The sequence below is a fragment of the Bacillus safensis genome (genome assembly GCF_039619585.1).
Taxonomy (GTDB): Bacteria; Bacillota; Bacilli; order Bacillales; family Bacillaceae; genus Bacillus; species Bacillus safensis.
Genome location: NZ_CP154909.1, coordinates 2,463,233 through 2,483,580, shown reverse-complemented (window position 1 = coordinate 2,483,580; position 20,348 = coordinate 2,463,233). Strand labels below are relative to the sequence as shown.

General features: G+C 41.5%; 18 protein-coding genes and 1 other annotated feature. Of the genes, 17 read left to right on the top strand and 1 reads right to left on the bottom strand.

Annotation, left to right across the window (positions count from 1 at the left end; genetic code table 11):
- The first annotated feature begins 219 nt into the window (after positions 1–219).
- The 7 genes from AAYR28_RS12745 (at position 220) to AAYR28_RS12715 (ending at position 6,555) form a co-directional block, all read left to right on the top strand.
- Positions 220–1,512, top strand: coding sequence for a Kelch repeat-containing protein (locus AAYR28_RS12745; RefSeq protein ID WP_120208327.1), 1,293 nt, complete (start codon positions 220–222; stop codon positions 1,510–1,512).
- Positions 1,513–1,765: 253 nt separating this feature from the next.
- Positions 1,766–1,915 (top strand): teichoic acid D-Ala incorporation-associated protein DltX, encoded by a 150-nt coding sequence (locus AAYR28_RS12740; RefSeq protein WP_024427820.1) that lies wholly within the window; start codon positions 1,766–1,768, stop codon positions 1,913–1,915.
- A 14-nt stretch (positions 1,916–1,929) separates the two neighbouring features.
- Complete coding sequence (dltA, locus tag AAYR28_RS12735; RefSeq protein WP_120208325.1) at positions 1,930–3,435, top strand: D-alanine--poly(phosphoribitol) ligase subunit DltA; 1,506 nt, start codon at positions 1,930–1,932, stop codon at positions 3,433–3,435.
- Positions 3,432–4,616: a D-alanyl-lipoteichoic acid biosynthesis protein DltB gene (gene dltB / locus AAYR28_RS12730; RefSeq protein ID WP_041107125.1), complete on the top strand. Its 1,185-nt coding sequence runs from the start codon at positions 3,432–3,434 to the stop codon at positions 4,614–4,616. Before dltA ends, dltB begins: the two co-directional genes overlap by 4 nt.
- 21 nt (positions 4,617–4,637) lie before the next feature.
- The gene (gene dltC, locus AAYR28_RS12725; protein ID WP_024423191.1) at positions 4,638–4,874 is read left to right on the top strand and encodes a D-alanine--poly(phosphoribitol) ligase subunit 2; all 237 of its coding nucleotides are present in this window, start codon (positions 4,638–4,640) and stop codon (positions 4,872–4,874) included.
- On the top strand, positions 4,874–6,040 hold the full coding sequence (gene dltD / locus AAYR28_RS12720) for a D-alanyl-lipoteichoic acid biosynthesis protein DltD (protein WP_025092477.1): 1,167 nt from the start codon (positions 4,874–4,876) through the stop codon (positions 6,038–6,040). The genes dltC and dltD overlap by 1 nt, the downstream gene beginning before the upstream one ends.
- 95 nt (positions 6,041–6,135) lie before the next feature.
- On the top strand, positions 6,136–6,555 hold the full coding sequence (locus tag AAYR28_RS12715; protein WP_024423190.1) for a YkvA family protein: 420 nt from the start codon (positions 6,136–6,138) through the stop codon (positions 6,553–6,555).
- A gap of 231 nt (positions 6,556–6,786) precedes the next feature.
- Here the strand turns inward: AAYR28_RS12715 and AAYR28_RS12710 are convergent, their stop codons facing one another.
- Entirely contained in the window at positions 6,787–7,830 is a 1,044-nt protein-coding gene (locus AAYR28_RS12710; protein ID WP_034621158.1) for a lactonase family protein, read from the bottom strand.
- Between the two features lie 432 nt (positions 7,831–8,262).
- Between AAYR28_RS12710 and ilvE the strand changes: the two genes are divergently transcribed.
- The 10 genes from ilvE to tig all read left to right on the top strand — a co-directional run bounded on the left by ilvE (position 8,263) and on the right by tig (position 20,214).
- Entirely contained in the window at positions 8,263–9,177 is a 915-nt protein-coding gene (ilvE, locus tag AAYR28_RS12705) for a branched-chain-amino-acid transaminase (protein WP_120208323.1), read from the top strand.
- A gap of 8 nt (positions 9,178–9,185) precedes the next feature.
- Positions 9,186–9,432: a binding site (T-box leader), on the top strand.
- Between the two features lie 122 nt (positions 9,433–9,554).
- The gene (gene ilvB, locus AAYR28_RS12700; RefSeq protein WP_120208321.1) at positions 9,555–11,279 is read left to right on the top strand and encodes an acetolactate synthase large subunit; all 1,725 of its coding nucleotides are present in this window, start codon (positions 9,555–9,557) and stop codon (positions 11,277–11,279) included.
- The gene (gene ilvN, locus AAYR28_RS12695; protein WP_007501584.1) at positions 11,276–11,794 is read left to right on the top strand and encodes an acetolactate synthase small subunit; all 519 of its coding nucleotides are present in this window, start codon (positions 11,276–11,278) and stop codon (positions 11,792–11,794) included. The genes ilvB and ilvN overlap by 4 nt, the downstream gene beginning before the upstream one ends.
- A gap of 18 nt (positions 11,795–11,812) precedes the next feature.
- Positions 11,813–12,841 (top strand): ketol-acid reductoisomerase, encoded by a 1,029-nt coding sequence (gene ilvC / locus AAYR28_RS12690; protein WP_024423187.1) that lies wholly within the window; start codon positions 11,813–11,815, stop codon positions 12,839–12,841.
- A complete protein-coding gene (locus AAYR28_RS12685; RefSeq protein WP_034279793.1) occupies positions 12,828–14,381 on the top strand; it encodes a 2-isopropylmalate synthase in 1,554 nt (517 codons plus the stop codon). The genes ilvC and AAYR28_RS12685 overlap by 14 nt, the downstream gene beginning before the upstream one ends.
- A gap of 18 nt (positions 14,382–14,399) precedes the next feature.
- Positions 14,400–15,497 carry a 3-isopropylmalate dehydrogenase gene (gene leuB, locus AAYR28_RS12680; protein ID WP_120208319.1) on the top strand — a complete coding sequence of 366 codons (1,098 nt, stop codon included), beginning with the start codon at positions 14,400–14,402 and terminating at the stop codon, positions 15,495–15,497.
- 40 nt (positions 15,498–15,537) lie between these two features.
- Entirely contained in the window at positions 15,538–16,953 is a 1,416-nt protein-coding gene (leuC, locus tag AAYR28_RS12675) for a 3-isopropylmalate dehydratase large subunit (RefSeq protein WP_025092482.1), read from the top strand.
- 13 nt (positions 16,954–16,966) lie between these two features.
- On the top strand, positions 16,967–17,566 hold the full coding sequence (gene leuD, locus AAYR28_RS12670; RefSeq protein WP_024423183.1) for a 3-isopropylmalate dehydratase small subunit: 600 nt from the start codon (positions 16,967–16,969) through the stop codon (positions 17,564–17,566).
- Positions 17,567–17,691: 125 nt separating this feature from the next.
- Positions 17,692–18,699: a DNA damage checkpoint antagonist DdcA gene (ddcA, locus tag AAYR28_RS12665; RefSeq protein WP_046311957.1), complete on the top strand. Its 1,008-nt coding sequence runs from the start codon at positions 17,692–17,694 to the stop codon at positions 18,697–18,699.
- Between the two features lie 240 nt (positions 18,700–18,939).
- Positions 18,940–20,214: a trigger factor gene (gene tig / locus AAYR28_RS12660; protein WP_034279803.1), complete on the top strand. Its 1,275-nt coding sequence runs from the start codon at positions 18,940–18,942 to the stop codon at positions 20,212–20,214.
- The last annotated feature ends 134 nt before the right edge of the window (positions 20,215–20,348 follow it).

Genomic DNA, 20,348 nt, shown 5'->3' with positions numbered 1-20,348 from the left:
CATCAAGTATCTTGCCCAGAAGGTTCACTCCCTTCTCAATTAATTATGTTTTATTTTAACAATATAAAAATAGGTAATGAATAGGTAAAAAGTATCGAGTGATATGAAAGTGAATTAGAGAAGAACACTACTATTCTAAATTCACTTCTATTTTGTGGTAGAAAATGTACAGTTTAATCCGATACATATAGAGTAAGACTATCTGAAGGAGTGATATTCTTGAAAAAATGGTTATTAGTAATGATCTTGTTTGTACTTGCTATTCTGCAATCACATCAAGTAGCACAAGCTGCAACTGCAGAATGGAAAAAGCTTGCGGACTTACCGGAGGCAAGAATTGGTGCTAGTACAGGAGTAGTAGACGGAAATATCTATATTATAGGGGGAGGTTCTTATAATAAAGGATATTCAGATCAAACTTATATGTATGATCCCAGCATGAACAAATGGTTTGAAAAAAGTGTAATGCCAACTGCTAGAGGAGGTGCGGCCACAGTAACAATTGGCAACAAAATTTATGTTATAGCAGGGGGATCTGAAGATAGAAAGTTTAATAGCTTTGAAGTTTATGATGCAAAAAAAGATGAATGGACTAAGTTAGAAAATGTTCCGTTTAAGTCATTAAAAGGAGCATATAATGTACAGGCTGGAGCTATTGATAACAAAATTTATGTTCTAGGTGGGGGAGATGAATTTTATAGTTATAATGTAACCACACACGAATGGGTAAAAGAACCACAACCAAGTGTAATAATTAAAAATGCCACAAGTGTGGTTTTGAAAGGGAAGTTTTATGCAGTTTCCGGTAATACAAAATCTATAATCTATGAATACAACCCTTCTAATAATAAGTGGACAGAAAAAAAAGACGGATTTAAAGGGGAGTATTTGTCTGCTGTTAATTATAAAGAAAATATATTAGTTACGGCAGTTGCTCCAAAATATCAATATCTTTATGACGTTAATACAGAACAGAAATCCTATGTGAATACGCCGCAAAGCGATATGCGTATTGCTCATTCTTCTGTGATTATAGATGATACTTTATATATCATAGGAGGTAGAATACCCAACAATAATTTTACTCAATTAGCTGATAGAAACTATAAATCGGTCATCTCTATCTCCTTAAAAGACCTGGAACTTCCAAACAACACAGAAACACCCGGTGACAAAGATCCAGAACCGACAACACCACCAAAAGATGATTCTACAAATCCAGGAGACAAAGACCCAGAACCAACCACACCGCCTAAAGACGATACAACAGATGAAGACGGCGATGCCCTTCTCGTCATCACAATGGTCAATGGCTTACAGAAAGAATATGACCTCTCCATGAAAGAAGTCAACGCCTTCATATCCTGGTACAAAAAACGTGATGCCGGAGAAGGACCAGGTTTTTATGAAATTGATGAGCATGACAACAACAAAGGTCCATTTGAAAGTAAAAAGGATTATGTAGTGTTTAAAAACATTCTCATGTTCGAAGTCAATAAATATAAGAAGTAATTGAAATCAAAGCCATCTAGTCCACCTAGGTGGCTTTTGCGTTAGTTCGACAGCTTTCAGCAATTTTAAGGCAAATTTAAGATCGGATTTCATTTCAAATGTATTAAATCTTTGTTACAATAAGACAGCTTTGCTCAAAAGAGACGTTCCAAGGTTCGACATTTTTTTTAGTATTTCTTAAAAATTTTATCGTTTGATATGAAACTCTTTGAATGAGTCATGCGTCTCTATAAGTGTCAAAAGAAAAGAGGTTATCAATATGCTATTCAAAAAGCTATCAGAAAATAAGTCTGTAAAATGGATAGGATATACAAGCTTTTACTTACTTATTTTGCTATTATTGTTCTTTATTTACGGATTCCACACAGCAAATACGGGATCATTCATTTACAACGATTTTTAATTGGAGATTAAATTATGAAACTATTACAAACGATTCATGAATACCAGCAAACGAAACCAACACAGCCAGCATTTGTTTCTCAACATGCGTCGATCACATATGATGAGCTTTGGCATTTATCAGACCAAATAGCTGGTGCGATCGATGCAGTCGCAGCTGGCAGTGAACCTGTCATTGTATACGGTCATATGGAGCCAGAGATGCTGATTTCTTTCTTAGGCAGTGTGAAATCAGGCAGACCGTATATTCCGGTCGATATCTCAATACCTGTCGAGCGCATCATCTCAATTATTGAAAGCTCAAAAGCCAGTCTGTTGATTTGTGCAAATGAGCAGAATGTATTAGATGTAGAAGAGCACATTGAAGTGAAGAGTGCGGCATCACTTTTAGCACTTGAAAAAGAAGCACCGCCATCCACGCAGTGGGTTCAACAAGATGATGTTTTTTACATTATTTATACGTCTGGCAGTACTGGAAAACCGAAGGGCGTTCAGGTAACAGCCAATAATTTAGAAAGCTTTACAGACTGGATGTGCCGTGACTTCCCAATTGGTGAGGGACGCACATTCTTAAATCAAGCACCATTTTCTTTTGACTTATCAGTGATGGATCTCTATCCAGCGCTTCAATCAGGCGGCACGCTTTACTGTTTAGTAAAAGATCTCGTCAACAAGCCAAAGGATATGTTTGCAGCACTTGGTCAATCTGACGTTGAAGTGTGGACATCCACACCATCCTTTGTGCAAATGTGCTTAATGGACCCTTCCTTTACAGGGGAGCTTTTACCTGAGCTGAAAGTTTTCTTGTTCTGCGGTGAGGCGCTTCCTGTAGCTGTAGCAAGTGCACTTCTGGAGCGTTTTCCAAAGGCGCAGGTCTTTAATACGTATGGTCCAACTGAAGCAACTGTTGCAATCACATCGATTGAAGTCACGCAGGAGATTCTTGATCAGCACGATTCTTTACCAGTCGGCTATGCCAAACCTGATACAGACATCGTCATTTTAGATGAAGAAGGCAAGACACTTCCTGATGGTGAAAAAGGAGAAATTGTCATCGTGGGGCCAAGCGTCACGAGAGGCTACTTAGGTGAACAAGCCTTGACAGATAAAGTGTTCTTTGAATACGAAGGACGTCCTGCTTACCGTACAGGTGACGCAGGTGTGGCGCAAGATGGTTTAATTACGTGCCATGGCCGTCTCGACTATCAAATTAAGCTTCATGGATACCGGATGGAGCTTGAAGAAATTGAATATCATGTAAGCGAGACAACCTATGTCAATGCTTGTGTGATTGTGCCATTCCAGCCAAACGGTCATGTCGAGTACTTGATTGCAGCGATTGTTCCAGCAGCTCATTCATTTGAAAAAGAGTATCAGCTGACAAGCGCGATTAAGAAAGAAATGGCGGATTCACTGCCAGCGTACATGATCCCAAGAAAGTTTGTCTATCTTGAGCAGCTGTACATGACGCCAAACGGGAAGGTTGACCGTAAGAGAATCGCGAAAGAGGTTCTTCTATGATTCCGTTTAGTTCCTTCTTTTTCTTCATTCTAATTGGTATTCTTCTTTTGCCGACGATCATTCTTGGTCTTCGCGGCAAAAGAATGCAGGGCTACAACATGTTTGCAACGGTTGTGGCGCTGGCGCTTATTTTCTCAAAGGATGCACATGGCGCGTTGCTGCTCTTCTTGTTCACGGTGTGGCAAGTCTTCATCATCCGCCTGTACCTTGCATACAGGTTAAAGGCGAATCAGGCATCTGTTTTCTATGCAGCAGTGGTGGCATCTATTTTGCCGCTTGTGCTGTCAAAGATTTTACCGTTCTTTTTAACTCATCAGCCGCACCAGCCGCCGCCAATGAACTGGCTGAGCTTTTTGGGGATCTCGTACTTAACATTTAAAGGTGTTCAGTTAATTATTGAGACAAGAGACGGCTTGATTAAGAAGAAAATTCCGATTCACCGTTTGGTCTATTTCATTGTCTTTTTCCCGACGATTTCATCAGGTCCGATTGACCGTTACCGCCGATTTGAAAAGGATATGGATACGCCGCCTGAAAAGGAAGCATACAGTGATCTTCTATATGCCGGTATTCATAAAATTTTCATTGGCTTCTTATATAAGTTCATTATTGGTTATCTAATTCACACATATATTCTGATGAATATTCATCATATTAGCAGCAGTCACTTTGTTCAGCAGTTAACGTATATGTATGCTTACAGCATGTATTTGTTCTTTGACTTTGCTGGATATACAATGTTTGCTGTAGGTGTGAGTTATATTATGGGTATTAAATCGCCAGAGAACTTTAATAAACCGTTTATCAGCCGAAATATTAAAGACTTCTGGAATCGCTGGCACATGTCCTTGTCCTTCTGGTTCAGAGACTACGTGTTTATGAGATTTGTGTTCTTTATGACTAAAAAGAAGTGGATCAAGAACCGAATGGCTGTATCAAATATCGGGTACTTTGTCCTCTTTCTATTGATGGGTGCTTGGCATGGTCTTGCCCTTCAATATATTATTTACGGACTATATCATGCAGTTGTCATGTCCGGTTACAATTTATTTGAGAAATGGAATAAAAAGCACAAGTGGTGGCCGGATAATAAGGTCACAATGGTTGTGTCGATCATTATTACATTCCATGTGATTTGTTTCGGATTTTATATTTTTTCAGGAAAACCATTTCATCATTAATGATTAAGGGAGTAGAAAATTATGGAATTTAAAAATCAAGTATACGGTATTATTGCAGAGGTTTGTCAGGATGACGTTGTGAAAGAAAATCCAGAGATTGCGATTTTTGAAGAAGGTCTTCTTGATTCATTTGGTACAGTAGAACTGCTTATGGCAATTGAAAGTCAACTCGGAATCACTGTTCCGATTACAGAATTCGATCGTGATGTGTGGGATACGCCGAATCATATTGCTGAGCAGCTGGCAGAGATGAAGTAATGAAAAAGCGTTTTTTTGGGCCGCTTATTTTAGCGGCTGTTCTATTCATTGGTGTTCTTCTTGTACCAAATGCATGGCTCTCACACCTGATCCCAAAAGACAAATTACAAAAGTCAGCCACAGAATTAGATCCAGGGATGTTCCAAGGGCTTTATTTACAAGATGAAATGCTAAAAGATCCAACTTATTTGCCGATCTATGGATCTTCTGAACTATCACGTTTTGATCCATATCACCCTTCGAATTTCTTTCATGAGAATCCTCAAGGGTTTACACCTTATCTTATTGGAAAAGGTGGATCGCAATCATTAATTCATGCGATGAACTTTGCAGCGCATATGGATGAATTAAAAGGGAAGAAGCTTGTATTTATCGTGTCCCCGCAGTGGTTTGTGAAATGGGGATCTGACGAGAATCACTTTGCCCCTAACTATTCAGCGCTTCAAGCGCTTAATCTCGCCTATAATAAAGAAATTGATCCAACTGTGAAAAAAGAGCTGATCAAAAGAATCATGAAGTTTAAAGCAGTCAAAAACGACATGGTGATTACAGAGCTTTTTAAAGCAGAGCTATCTGGAAACAAGTTCGCTTATGGCGCGATTTCTCCTATTGCGAAAATGTATTATGGCATGCTTCAAAAGAAAGACATGTACTATACGATTGGATCGGGGCATGAGCGCAAGCTTCAACCGTCTCCTTCAGTCAAAGGAAAAACATGGGCTGAGCTTGAAAAAGAAGCGAGCATTTTTGGTGCGAAAAGAGCAGGGGACAACCCGTTTTATATTAATCAAAAACTGTTTGACCACAAGCTGAAACCGATCATGAAAAAGATGAAGGATTCCCGTGAAGGTCATTCTTATGCGGAATCACCAGAATACAAAGATTTTCAAATCATGCTTGATATTTTAAAACAGGCAGGGGCAAAGCCTTTGTTTGTAACGATTCCTGTCAACGGAAAGTGGTATGATTACACAGGTTTTCCGAAAGAAGGCCGTACAGGTTATTATGAAAAAATCAATCGTCAAATTCGAGATAATGGGTATGAAGTCGCAGATTTGACTAAGCATGAGTACGATCCTTATTTCTTTAAAGATACGATTCATGTGTCTTATAAAGGATGGGTGTACATCGATAAGGCAATTGAAAAGTTTTACAAAGAGCAGTAGAATGCAGCAGCTTTCTACTGCTTTTTGTTTGTCGAATCGGCGGATATCTTGTATAACTAAGGGAAAAGGGCTATGCTGTAGATGGAGGCGATATGATGAATCGTTCTGAGAAAAAAGAACTATTAAAGCGTTCGAAGAAGCATTTTAATGATCATGCCTTTTGGGAAAAGTTAAAAAAGACGGCACAAAAAGCTGGTGTCTCTCTTGTCTATGCTGTGCTATTACTTTACTATACATTGCAAAAACCCGAAGTGCCGGTCAAAGCAAAGACCTTGATTATTGGAGCACTCGGCTATTTTATCCTTCCACTTGATCTCATTCCGGATACATTGATTGGTGTCGGCTATACAGATGATTTAGGAGCCATTACATTTGCTTTGCTTCAAGTAGCAATGTACATTGATGATGATGTGAAAGGGAAAGCAAAAGACAGGCTGTCAAAATGGTTCGGCGAAAAAACCGATACGTCTTTGATTGATCAAAAGCTTGAGGATGGCGGTATGCCGTCTGTATAAAGAAAAGCCTCCGTTATTGGAGGCTTTAGCGTGTAGACAAACCCTCGCATTCGTTGTCAGGTCTGCGCTCCAGTGCTCACGAATGTTTCAATTCGCTCCGCTCCGGTGCTCGTCCTTCCTAGGGCTGCAAAGGTTTTCTATCACGCTGAAAAGAAGACAAAGGGCTAAAATGATTTTCATTTTAGCCCTTTGGCAACAATCTGAAGCCTCCGTTATTGGAGGCTTTTTTCTTTACCCTAAAAATTTCACGCAAACTGGATGAGGGACGGTAATGTCTGATTGTAAGACAGTGAGTCGTCCTGTTTCTTTGTCGCGTTTGTATAACACAAGATTGCTAGATTCTTGGTTTGAACCGACGAGGAATTCTTCTGTTGGATCAAGCACAAAATCTCTAGGCCAGTTTCCTTCAGAAGAAGCAATCTCGACAAGGCTTAATTGGCCGTCAGCGTCTGTTTTAAAAATCGCAATGCTGTCATGACCGCGATTTCCTGCATAAACAAATTGTCCGTCTGAAGAGACATGAATGGCACTGCCTTGATTGTTCTCTGTAAAATCGCTTGGAATGGTCGCGATTGTTTGGATCTCTTCAAAATGACCATCTTCAAAGTAACGAAGCACAATGACCTCTGAGCTTAGCTCTGTCATGACATATGCCACAGGTTTCGTTGGGTGGAATGTGATATGACGAGGTCCGCTGCCTGGCTTTGTTTCAAATGTATGAGCAAGCTCAAGTTTGCCGTCTTCTTTCTTATACGTATAAATTCCATCTGTTCCAAGGTCAACAGCCACTGCAAATTGTTCATCTGGCGTGAGACCCATAAAGTGAGTGTGCGGCTTTTCCTGACGATCTTCGTTAGGGCCAGTTCCTTCATGCTGCGCCTGTGAGAGCGTGCGGATCACTGAGCCGTTTTCAGCATCGATTTCATACATCTCTGCTGTCCCTTTATGATAGTTCGCTGTATACGCCGTTTTCGTTTGACTGTCCACGCTGACGTGGCAAGGAGAAGCTCCATCGGCAAGCTCTTGGTTGATGAAGTGAAGTCTGCCTGTTGTTGAATCAATTTGATACGCAGCAAGGCCGCCCTGTGATCCTTTTTTCACAACAGCATAAACAAACTTTTGATCCTCTGACACGGTTAAATATGTAGGATTTTCAAGCTCAGCAGCGACTTCTACTTGCTCAATCTGCTGCTTGTCCGTATTTAATGTAAACGTATAAACACCTTTACTGTCTCCCTTTGTATACGTACCGATATAACCTCTGATGTTAGCCATGTATTGCCCTCCTTCTATTAGATGCTCTCATTCTATCATAAATTCATAGGAAAACGCTTTAGAAAGGCATGCCAAAAGAAAAACAAAGCCAAAGAAATCTCACAATATTCATCAAAAATGTTGTGAAAAAATATCACAAAAGTTTTCTCAAAAGAAAACCGTTCATGTAAAGTAAATAAATTGAAGAAAAAATACAAAAAATTTTAAGTTTTTTCATTCCTTGTCTAGCAAAGGTGTAAGCGTATACATTTAATTTTGATTAGTCTAAATTGTCTAATAATTTTAAAAATGCTGTTGACACTGTATGGAAAGCGGCGTAAGATGGGTTCAACAAAAGCTAAACAAACACGCAGTGCAAGCGAGAGACACTTCAATATAAAGTGTCTGAAAATTCAACTACTTTTTGTTTGAAAGAGAGGGTGCTCACTGAAAATGGAAGACCAAAAGGAACAGTGGATCTTTTTAAACGATGAACTCGTGAAAAAAGAGGATGCGAAAATTTCAGTTTACGATCATGGCTTCTTATATGGCGACGGTGTTTTCGAAGGGATTCGCGTGTATAACGGAAATATCTTTCGAATGAAAGAACATTTAGACCGCCTGTATGATTCCGCTAGATCCATTATGCTGAACATTCCATATTCACTTGAGGAACTCACGGAAAAAATGATTCATACAGTTGAAAGGAACGGCTTAAAGGACGCCTATATCCGCCTTGTCGTCTCAAGAGGAGCAGGTGATCTTGGATTAGATCCTAACAACTGCGGGAGAGCCAATACAGTGATCATTGTAGAGCCGCTGGCCATTTTTCCAAAGCACCTATATGAAACGGGTATTGATATTGTAACGGTTCCAACAAGACGAAATCGTCCAGATGTCCTTAGCCCAAAAGTGAAATCATTAAATTATTTGAATAACATTCTTGTCCGAATCGAAGCCCATATGGCCGGTGTGAGTGAAGCATTGATGCTGAACGATCAAGGGTACGTGGCGGAAGGTTCTGCAGACAACGTGTTTATTTATAAAAAAGGCAAGCTTTATACACCGCCAGGTTATATCGGCGCACTTGAAGGCATCACAAGAAATGCCCTCATGGAGATTGCAGAAGACTTAGGCTACGAAGTGAAAGAAGAACCATTCACAAGACATGATGTGTATACAGCTGAAGAAGTATTTCTAACAGGAACCGCAGCCGAAGTCATCGCCGTTGTAAAAGTTGACGGCCGTACAATCGGTGAAGGGAAACCTGGGTTCCACACAAACAAACTTCTTGAACAATTCCGCAAGCGAGTAGTTGAAGAAGGAGAAAAAGTCGTTTTTGCAGATGAAAACATTCATGCAAGCTAAATAGATATCGATAAACGTTGAAGAGGACTAGTAGCTTTAGAGTCAGTATCTACAGAGAGCCGGTGCTAGCTGGAAACCGGTGTTACTTTCTAAAGTGAACTCACCTCTGAGTGTCTGCTTGAAATGATAGTAGGGCAGACCGAGTGACATTGCTCACTCGTTACCAAAATGGACGAAAGATGTCCATGAGACGGCAGCAGGGTTTGCCGTGAACAAGGGTGGTACCGCGAAAAACAAAGCTTTTTCGCCCCTTTGACCTAGTGAAAAGTAGTGTCATTGTGGGGTGAGAAGGCTTTTTTATATGGTCTCATATCTCTATCTTGAATAGAAAAGGGTGAAAGGACTTGACTGAAGCAAGACAAAGAGGAGGAAATCAAATGGGGACAAATGTACAAATGGAGACGGAAAAATCAAAAGCGCCACAAACGATGAACGGTGCACTCATGTTAATTGAAGCACTTAAAAGAGAAAAAGTAGAAGTCATTTTCGGCTATCCGGGCGGAGCGGTTTTGCCAATCTACGATAAAATTTACGATTCTGGTTTATTTCATGTCCTGCCAAGACATGAGCAGGGAGCGATTCACGCAGCAGAAGGATACGCAAGAGTATCTGGTAAACCGGGTGTTGTCATAGCCACATCAGGGCCGGGAGCGACAAACCTTGTGACAGGAATTGCAGATGCGATGATTGATTCACTTCCCCTTGTTGTATTCACAGGGCAGGTGGCAACGTCAGTCATTGGATCGGATGCTTTCCAAGAAGCAGATGTACTCGGCATCACAATGCCAATTACAAAGCACAGCTACCAAGTAAGAAATCCAGAGGAATTACCGGGTGTCATTAAAGAGGCATTCCATATCGCAACAACAGGCAGACCTGGTCCAGTTTTGATTGATATTCCAAAAGATGTCGCAGGTATTGAAGGAACGTTTGAATATGATCAGCCAATTGATTTACCTGGTTATCAGCCAAAAGTAGAGCCGAACTATTTGCAAATTCGCAAATTAGTAGAAGCTGTCAGCAGAGCGAAGAAACCAGTTATTCTAGCAGGAGCTGGCGTTCTTCATGGCAAAGCATCTGAAGAATTAAGACAGTATGTAGAGCAGCAGCAAATCCCAGTCGCTCATACATTGCTTGGACTTGGCGGATTCCCGGCAAAGCATCCTCTTTTCCTAGGGATGGCCGGTATGCATGGCACATATGCAGCGAACATGGCTCTTCATCAATGTGATCTGCTTATTTCAATCGGAGCAAGATTTGATGACAGGGTAACAGGCAACCTCAATCATTTTGCGAAACATGCGAAGGTCGCTCATATTGACATCGACCCAGCGGAAATCGGCAAGAACATTCATACCCATATCCCGGTTGTTGGAGACAGTAAGCTCGTTCTTGAAGAACTGATCAAGCAAGACGGGAAGCAAGGGGAATCAGACGAATGGAAAAATCAATTAGATCAGTGGAAGGAAGAATATCCACTCTGGTACGTTGAAAACGAAGCAGAAGGCTTTAAGCCTCAAAAGCTGATTGAATACATTCATCAATTCACAAAAGGTGAAGCCATTGTCGCAACTGATGTCGGACAGCATCAAATGTGGGCGGCACAGTTCTATCCATTTGAAAATGCAGATAAGTGGGTCACATCTGGAGGTCTTGGCACAATGGGCTTCGGATTACCAGCAGCCATCGGCGCTCAGCTGGCTGATCAAGAGGCAACTGTTGTGGCAATTTTAGGAGACGGAGGTTTCCAAATGACCCTGCAAGAACTTGCCGTTATCCGTGAGCTGAACCTTCCAGTCAAAGTGATTGTGCTAAATAATCACTGCCTTGGAATGGTAAGACAATGGCAAGAAATTTTCTACGAAGAACGCTACTCACATTCTAAATTTTCAGAGCAGCCAGACTTCGTCAAATTATCTGAAGCTTATGGCATTAAAGGAATCAGAATCTCATCAGACGAAGAGGCGAAAGAAAAGCTTGAAGAAGCCTTAACCTCTAGAGAGCCTGTTTTCATCGATGTCAATGTAGCGAGAGATGAAAAAGTATTCCCGATGGTAGCACCGGGGAAAGGACTTCATGAGATGGTGGGGGTGAAACCTTGAAAAGAATTATTGTGTTGACTGTATTAAATCGATCAGGCGTACTGAACAGAATCACAGGCCTCTTTACCAAAAGACACTACAACATTGAAAGCATTACGGTCGGCCATTCTGAGATTCAAGATGTATCACGCATCACGTTCGTCGTCCATGTAGACCAGGAGAAAGACATCGAACAGCTGACAAAACAGCTGAACAAACAAATCGATGTGCTGAAAGTAACAGACATTACAAACCAATCAATCGTTCAGCGAGAGCTGGCTTTGATAAAAGTCGTATCTGCACCTGCATCAAGAATGGAGATCACAGGGGTCATTGAACCTTTTAGAGCTTCTATTGTAGATGTAAGCAGAGAGAGTGTCGTCATTCAGGTGACAGGTGAGTCTTCAAAAATTGAAGCACTCATTGAATTACTTAAGCCATACGGCATTAAAGAAGTCGCCAGAACTGGCACCACGGCCTTTGCGAGAGATAATCAGCAAAAGCCGCAAACAAATAAAACAATTTCAATTGTCTAAACAAAAGGAGAGAGTCAAATGGTAAAAGTATATTATAACGGTGATATTCAAGAAAACGTATTAAATGGTCAAAAGGTAGCGATCATTGGCTACGGATCACAAGGTCATGCACATGCATTGAACTTAAAAGAAAGCGGCGTAGATGTGATCGTCGGCGTAAGAAAAGGCGGATCTTATACAAAAGCACAAGAAGACGGTCATCAAGTATTTACAGTAAAAGAAGCAGCAGCACAAGCAGACGTAGTCATGGTACTACTTCCAGATGAGCAGCAAAAGAAAGTATATGATGAAGAAATCAAAGATCAATTAGAAGCTGGCAACTCACTTGTATTTGCACACGGATTCAACGTTCACTTCCATCAAATTGTTCCTCCAAGTGACGTAGACGTGTATCTTGTAGCTCCAAAAGGTCCAGGACATCTTGTGAGAAGAACATATGAGCAAGGCGCTGGTGTACCTGCCCTATTTGCTATCTATCAAGATGTATCTGGCCAAGCGAAAGACAAAGCACTTGCTTATGCAAAAGCAATCGGCGGAGCAAGAGCGGGCGTTCTTGAAACAACATTTAAAGAAGAAACAGAAACGGATCTATTCGGTGAGCAGGCAGTTCTTTGTGGAGGTCTTACTTCATTAGTAAAAGCAGGATTCGAAACGTTAACAGAAGCTGGTTATCAGCCAGAGCTTGCATACTTCGAGTGTCTGCATGAACTAAAATTAATCGTTGACCTTATGTATGAAGAAGGCTTAGAAGGCATGAGATATTCAATCTCTGATACAGCACAATGGGGTGACTTCGTATCAGGACCACGTGTTGTGGATGCAAAAGTAAAAGAATCAATGAAAGCTGTTTTGACTGATATCCAAAACGGAACATTTGCAAAAGAATGGATTGTTGAAAACCAAGTGAATCGTCCACGTTTCAATGCAATCAATGCAAATGAAAATGAGCACCAAATTGAAATCGTTGGTAGAAAGCTTCGTGAAATGATGCCTTTCGTTAAACAAGGAAAGAAAAAGGAAGCGGTGAGCGTCGGTGCGGAAAATTAATTTTTTTGACACAACACTTCGAGATGGAGAGCAATCTCCAGGAGTGAACTTAAATGCACAAGAAAAGCTAATCATTGCAAAGCAGCTTGAGCGCCTTGGGGTTAATATCATTGAAGCGGGATTTCCCGCTTCATCCCGAGGGGATTTCTTAGGCGTACAAGAAATAGCAAGAACGATTAAAAGCTGTTCTGTAGCTGGTCTTGCACGATGTGTGAAAGGTGACATTGATGCTGCATGGGAAGCATTAAAAGATGGAGTGGAGCCAAGGCTTCATGTCTTTATTGCCACTTCTGACATTCACCTGAAGCATAAACTCAAGAAAACACGTGAAGAAGTCGTAGAACAGGCAGTCGCAATGGTGAAATATGCGAAAGAACGTTTTCCAGTTGTCCAATGGTCAGCAGAAGATGCGTGCCGTACAGATCTTGCTTTCTTGGCAGAAATTGTAGAAAAGGTGATTGACGCTGGGGCGAGTGTCATTAACTTGCCAGATACAGTTGGATACCTAGCGCCAAAAGAGTACGGAAACATCTTTAAATATATGAAGGAACACGTTCCAAATATCGACCGCGTCAACTTGTCCGCTCACTGTCACGATGATCTAGGAATGGCTGTGGCAAACTCACTTGCTGCCATTGAAAATGGAGCAGATCAAATTGAAACGGCTGTCAACGGAATTGGCGAGCGCGCTGGAAATGCTGCTTTAGAAGAAATTGCAGTAGCTCTTCATATTCGAAAAGACTTTTACCAGGTCGAATCAACGATTCAATTGAATGAAATTAAGCGTACAAGTGATGTAGTGAGCAAATACTCAGGAATGATTGTGCCGCGTAATAAAGCAGTCGTTGGAAACAACGCATTTGCACATGAATCAGGTATTCACCAAGATGGTTTCCTCAAAGAAAAAACAACCTATGAAATTATTTCTCCAGAGCTTGTCGGCGTGACAACAGATGTGCTTGTCCTTGGAAAACACTCCGGAAGACACGCGTTTAAAGACCGTCTGAAAACACTAGGCTTTAAACTAACGGAAGACGAAATCAATAAATTCTTTGAGACTTTCAAGAACTTGACAGAGAAGAAGAAAGAAATTACAGATGATGATTTGATCTCTATTATATTAGAAGAAAAAGTAGCAGACCGAAAAATCGGCTATGAATTTGAAAGTCTGCAAGTGCACTATGGAACAGAACAAATGCCAACAGCAACAGTTTCTCTGAAAAATCAAGAAACACAGGAAGTCATTCAAGAAGCAGCTACAGGTGCAGGCAGTGTAGAGGCTGTGTACAACACGCTTGAGCGCTGTATGGAAGAAAGAATTCATTTGCTGGACTACCGCATTCAATCAAATGGAAAAGGCAGAGATGCACTAGCAGAAGTATATGTCACTGTTTCAATAGAAGGAAAAGAAACAGCAGGACGCGGTGTAGCGCAAGATGTGCTTGAAGCATCGGCGAAAGCTTACGTCAATGCAGTAAACAGGCATTTAATCTTCAAATCAAATCTGATTGAAATTGAGAAACATCACGCGATCTCATAGGAAAGGAGGAAGGTTCTCATGAAAAAGAAAATTGCACTTTTGCCCGGCGATGGAATCGGACCGGAAGTCGTGACATCTGCAGTCGCTGTCCTTCAAGAGACGGCGGCTCAATTTAGGCACGAATTCGAATTTGAAACTGCGCTCATTGGCGGTATCGCAATAGATGATAAAAACAACCCGCTTCCAAAGGAAACAGTAGAAGTATGCAAAAACGCTGATGCGATTTTATTAGGAGCAGTCGGCGGACCAAAGTGGGATCAAAACCCGCCAGAGCTTCGTCCAGAAAAAGGCCTGCTCGCCATTCGTAAACAGCTGGACTTATTTGCAAACATCCGCCCTGTAAAGGTGTTCGATAGTTTAAGCGGGGCATCTCCGTTAAAACAGGATCACATTAACGGAGTCGATTTCGTCATCGTTCGTGAATTAACAGGCGGTCTCTATTTTGGTGAACCAAGCGAACGCTATACGGATGATGAAGGAAAAGAAGCTGCCGTTGATACGCTCCTTTATACAAAGGAAGAAATTGTCCGCGTATTAAAAGAAGCGTTCGATATGGCGTTAACGAGACGGAAAAAAGTGACGTCTGTAGATAAAGCGAATGTTCTTGCTTCTAGTAAACTATGGCGGGATGCGGTAGAAGAAGTTGCTGCTCAATATCCAGAAGTTGAATTTGAGCATATGCTCGTCGACAATGCTGCCATGCAGCTGATTTACAAGCCCGCTCAATTTGATGTCATTGTGACAGAGAATATGTTCGGCGATATTTTAAGTGACGAAGCTTCGATGATTACTGGATCACTCGGCATGCTGCCATCTGCTAGTTTATCAAGCACAGGTCTTCATTTATATGAGCCAATTCATGGTTCAGCACCCGATATTGCGGGGCAAAACGTTGCAAATCCTCTGGCAACCATTTTATCAGCAGCAAGCTTGCTTAGAACTTCCTTTGCATTAGAAGAAGAAGCGGCTGCAATAGAAGAAGCTGTCGAAGCTGTTCTTGCCTCTGGCAAACGAACAAAAGATTTAGCAGCAAAAGAGGGAACTTATCAAACGACTGAAGAAATCACTAATGCGGTTGTAGACGCACTCAAGCAGCGCGTGCAAACCATTGTGTAAATAGAATCTTGTGGAATTAGGTAGAGGGAGGAAAAGGGTTATGCCTCGAACAATCATCGAAAAAATATGGGATCAGCATGTAGTCAAAAGCGGCGAGGGAAAACCAGACCTTTTATATATTGATCTGCACTTGGTGCATGAAGTGACATCACCTCAAGCATTTGAAGGATTAAGACAAAAAGGGCGCAAGGTGAGAAGACCTCAAAACACGTTTGCGACGATGGATCACAACATCCCAACTGTGAATCGATTTGTGATCAAAGATGAGATTGCTAAAAAGCAAGTGAGTGCCTTAGAGCGCAACTGTGCGGAATTTGGCGTTCGTCTTGCTGACCTTCACAGTGTTGACCAAGGAATCGTCCATGTCGTTGGACCTGAGCTTGGATTGACACTTCCGGGGAAAACAATCGTTTGTGGAGATAGTCATACATCAACTCACGGCGCATTTGGTGCACTTGCCTTTGGGATCGGTACTAGTGAGGTTGAACATGTACTTTCTACACAAACACTTTGGCAGCAGCGTCCGAAAACGCTAGAAATTAGAGTAGACGGAAAGCTTCAAAAAGGGGTAACCGCCAAAGATGTCATTTTAGCCGTCATTGGTGCGCACGGCGTGAAGTTCGGCTCAGGTTATGTCATTGAATACACTGGGGAAGTATTCAGAAACATGACGATGGATGAGCGGATGACCGTTTGTAATATGTCAATTGAAGCAGGCGCAAGAGCAGGATTGATTGCACCTGATGAAGTCACCTTCGAATATTGCCGCGGCCGCAAATATGCACCGCAGGGCGAAGACTTCGAAGCAGCTATTAAAGAATGGGAAGAACTTAGAACAGATCCAGGTGCAACCTACGATAAAACCATTGTATTAGATGGAAATCAGATTTCACCAATGGTTACGTGGGGAATTAACCCAGGAATGGTACTCCCTGTGGATGCATCGATCCCAGGACCTGAGGACTTTGCACAAGAAGATGATCAAAAAGAAGCGATTCGTGCTTATGAATACATGGGTGTCCATCCGCATCAGCGTATAGAAGATATTACGATTGAGCATGTCTTTATCGGCTCATGTACGAACTCAAGAATGACTGATTTACGCCAAGCCGCTTCTATGATTGAAGGACAAAAAGTAGCAGATCATGTCAGAGCGATTGTGGTGCCTGGCTCTCAAAGTGTCAAATTGCAAGCAGAAAAAGAAGGTCTTCATGAAATCTTCCTTGAAGCAGGATTTGAATGGAGAGAATCAGGCTGCAGTATGTGCCTTAGTATGAATAACGATGTGGTACCGGAGGGTGAACGCTGCGCGTCCACATCAAACCGTAACTTTGAAGGGCGTCAAGGGAAGGGTGCGAGAACGCATCTTGTCAGCCCGGCAATGGCTGCAATGGCTGCGATACATGGCCGCTTTGTCGATGTCAGGAAGTTTAATCAAGAGAAAACAGTCGTGTAAGGAGTTGTCATAGATGGAGCCTTTAGTCACTCATAAAGGGAAAGCCGCTGTGCTTAACCGTATCAATGTAGATACAGATCAAATTATTCCGAAGCAATTTTTAAAAAGAATCGAACGAACAGGATATGGCCGCTTTGCATTTTTCGACTGGCGTTATTTAGCCGATGGCAGCCCAAATCCAGATTTCGAACTAAATCAGCCGATCTATGAAGGAGCATCCATTTTGATCGCAGGAGAAAACTTTGGCTGCGGATCATCTAGGGAACATGCTCCTTGGGCGCTTGATGATTATGGCTTTAAAATTGTCATCGCACCATCATTCGCAGATATATTTCATCAAAACTGCTTTAAAAACGGGATGCTTCCAATTCGTCTTGATTATGATGTGTGGAAAACCTTCGCTGCGTCATATGAGAACAAAGGGTATGAGATGACGGTTGATCTTGAAAAACAGCAGATAGAAGATCACGAAGGGAATATCACCCCTTTTCAAGTCGACCCTCACTGGAGAGAAATGCTCCTAAATGGTTATGATGAGATTTCATTAACATTACTATTAGAAGATGACATTCAAGCATTTGAAGAAAAGCGCAGCAGCTGGCTGCGCGCTTAAGCAACGAGAAGCTGTCCGCCCGAGGTGTGACGGCTTCTTTTTTGCATGAAAACCTCTCGTTACTTGTGTTTACTAATCTTCGTTGGTAAACTGATAAAAAATATGCGCCCGAAAGGAACGTAAGCATGAAGCATGACAAGAAGAAAGATAATGTCATTTTGTTTCCTGGTCTGAAAGAAAGACTGATTGAAAAAGGAATGGCAGCATTAAAAGATAAACAGTATCAAGAGGCGCTTCACTTGTTTTCAGAAGCAAAATCGTATGATGACGATGAAGAATCCGATATTCACCTCGGAATGGCCATTTGTTTTCTGGAGCTGGGTGAGCTGCAGGATGCAAAGCGTGTTTGTGAAAAAATGCTGCATGAAGGATATGGTCACTATTTCACTGTGCTACAAGTGTATATGACGATCCTCATTCAGCTGAAAGAATATGAAGAAGTCAAACAGACGATTGAGGCTGTGCTCGAGGAAAACCACCTTCCAGCAGAAAGCGCGGAGCATTTTTACAAGCTGCTCGAATTTAGCAGAAAAATGATCGAATCACCTGAAGAGATTTTAGATGAAGATGAGGACGCCGGAAGTGAGGTCAACATAGATGATATGCTGAAGCGTCCGGAAGAACAGGTCCAGTACATTCATTCATTGAAAGACCGGAATATTACACCGCACATGGGTCTATTAAATACCATCTTACAAAACCCTGATGGGAACCCTTTGGTCAAATCAATGATCCTGCAGCTTCTGGCAGATCATGATGTGGCAAAGCCGGTTCATGTGACGAAATTCGGTGATTCTTTAACCCTTATTCCTTCTGAGGCTGTAAAGCCAGAGCAGATGCCGCTTCTCCAGCAAGTGCTTCGTATGCTCGATGACACGCTCGGCAATGAGAATCCGACCCTTTACCAAGGCGTGGAAGAGTTATGGCGCCGGCACTTATTTGTGCTGTATCCATTTCTTCCTAAGTACACAGATCCGAGTCTTTGGGCAGCGGCACTTCATAAAGTCGGCTATGAAATGCATGGGATTGAGATTGAACTCGAAGAATTGCATCTATTGTATGAATTTAACGAACGAGAGCTGAGAGAAGCTTGCACAATGCTGAAAGATATTGAAGAAATTTCTTATTTGTAATTTGTCGATTTAGTTGAAAGACGGACTTGTTATGTTATAATATAATGGTTGTATTTGTGCATATATAGTGCAGTTGTCAGATTCCAACGGTTGAAAGACGATATGTATAATCAAGTCAAATGTTGTATACATAATGCAAGCTTCTTAGCGGAGTGCGTGGTTTTTGATTGGACGAAGTCTTTATGATGCTTTAGAATGGAGCAACGCACAATCTGAATAGATTTTTGGAGGGAAACACACATGTCAGTAAAATGGGAAAAACAAGAAGGTAACGAAGGCGTTCTAACTGTAGAAGTTGACGCTGAAACATTTAACAAAGCACTTGATGATGCATTTAAGAAAGTGGTTAAGCAAGTATCGATTCCTGGATTCCGTAAAGGGAAAGTACCACGTGGTCTTTTCGAGCAGCGTTTTGGTGTAGAATCTCTTTATCAAGATGCATTAGATATTCTTCTTCCAGTTGAATATCCAAAAGCAATCGACGAAGCTGGTATCGAGCCAGTTGACCGCCCTGAAATCGATGTTGAGAAAATCGAAAAAGGCGAAAGCTTAATCTTCACTGCAAAAGTAACAGTGAAGCCTGAAGTAAAACTTGGTGACTACAAAGGTCTTAACGTAGAAAAAGACGACACAGCTGTCACTGATGAAGATGTACAAGAAGAGCTAAAAGGCATGCAAAACCGTCAAGCTGAGCTTGTTGTCAAAGAAGAAGGCGCAATCGAAAATGGCGATACAGTTGTTCTTGATTTCGAAGGATTCGTTGATGGAGAAGCATTCGAAGGCGGAAAAGCTGAGAACTACTCTCTTGAAGTTGGTTCTGGTTCATTCATCCCTGGTTTCGAAGAGCAATTAGTTGGTCTTGAAGCTGGCGCTGAAAAAGACGTAGAAGTTACATTCCCAGAAGAATATCACGCTGAAGACCTTGCAGGTAAACCAGCTGTATTCAAAGTGAAAATTCATGAAATCAAAGCAAAAGAACTTCCAGCACTTGACGATGAGTTCGCTAAAGATGTTGATGAAGAAGTAGAAACGCTTGCTGAATTAACTGAAAAAACGAAGAAACGTCTTGAAGAAGCAAAAGAAAACGAAGCAGAAGGAAAACTTCGTGAAGAGCTAGTTGCGAAAGCTTCTGAAAATGCGGAAGTTGACATCCCACAAGCGATGGTTGACACAGAGCTAGACCGCATGATGAAAGAATTCGAACAACGTCTTCAAATGCAAGGAATGAACCTTGAGCTTTACTTCCAATTCTCTGGACAAGATGAAGATGCGCTGAAAGAGCAAATGAAAGAAGATGCTGCTAAACGCGTAAAATCTAACCTAACACTTGAAGCGATTGCTGCTGCAGAAAACTTACAAGTGTCTGACGAAGAAGTGGAAGAAGAACTTTCAAAAATGGCTGAAGCATACAACATGCCAATTGAAAATATCAAACAAGCGATCGGATCTACTGAAGCAATGAAAGAAGATCTAAAAGTTCGTAAAGCAATTGATTTTCTTGTAGAAAACCGTTAATATGGTGCATAATAATAAAACAGGGCGCGAGTGACTCGTGCCTTGTTTTGTACAATTTTTGACTTATCATCGCTTCTTTTGGAAACGATAGTGTAAGTCGCATCTTTCTGTCATACATATCTCAATGTGCAGTG

What these genes read in the sequence shown, in the direction of transcription:
- AAYR28_RS12715 (WP_024423190.1), top strand. Translation starts at nt 6,136, where the DNA reads ATGAATCGTTCTGAGAAAAAAGAACTATTAAAGCGTTCGAAGAAGCAT.
- dltD (WP_025092477.1), top strand. Translation starts at nt 4,874, where the DNA reads ATGAAAAAGCGTTTTTTTGGGCCGCTTATTTTAGCGGCTGTTCTATTC.
- AAYR28_RS12710 (WP_034621158.1), bottom strand. Translation starts at nt 7,830, where the DNA reads ATGGCTAACATCAGAGGTTATATCGGTACGTATACAAAGGGAGACAGT.
- tig (WP_034279803.1), top strand. Translation starts at nt 18,940, where the DNA reads ATGTCAGTAAAATGGGAAAAACAAGAAGGTAACGAAGGCGTTCTAACT.
- ilvC (WP_024423187.1), top strand. Translation starts at nt 11,813, where the DNA reads ATGGTAAAAGTATATTATAACGGTGATATTCAAGAAAACGTATTAAAT.
- ilvB (WP_120208321.1), top strand. Translation starts at nt 9,555, where the DNA reads ATGGGGACAAATGTACAAATGGAGACGGAAAAATCAAAAGCGCCACAA.
- leuD (WP_024423183.1), top strand. Translation starts at nt 16,967, where the DNA reads ATGGAGCCTTTAGTCACTCATAAAGGGAAAGCCGCTGTGCTTAACCGT.
- ddcA (WP_046311957.1), top strand. Translation starts at nt 17,692, where the DNA reads ATGAAGCATGACAAGAAGAAAGATAATGTCATTTTGTTTCCTGGTCTG.
- dltA (WP_120208325.1), top strand. Translation starts at nt 1,930, where the DNA reads ATGAAACTATTACAAACGATTCATGAATACCAGCAAACGAAACCAACA.
- leuC (WP_025092482.1), top strand. Translation starts at nt 15,538, where the DNA reads ATGCCTCGAACAATCATCGAAAAAATATGGGATCAGCATGTAGTCAAA.
- ilvE (WP_120208323.1), top strand. Translation starts at nt 8,263, where the DNA reads ATGGAAGACCAAAAGGAACAGTGGATCTTTTTAAACGATGAACTCGTG.
- dltC (WP_024423191.1), top strand. Translation starts at nt 4,638, where the DNA reads ATGGAATTTAAAAATCAAGTATACGGTATTATTGCAGAGGTTTGTCAG.
- leuB (WP_120208319.1), top strand. Translation starts at nt 14,400, where the DNA reads ATGAAAAAGAAAATTGCACTTTTGCCCGGCGATGGAATCGGACCGGAA.
- dltB (WP_041107125.1), top strand. Translation starts at nt 3,432, where the DNA reads ATGATTCCGTTTAGTTCCTTCTTTTTCTTCATTCTAATTGGTATTCTT.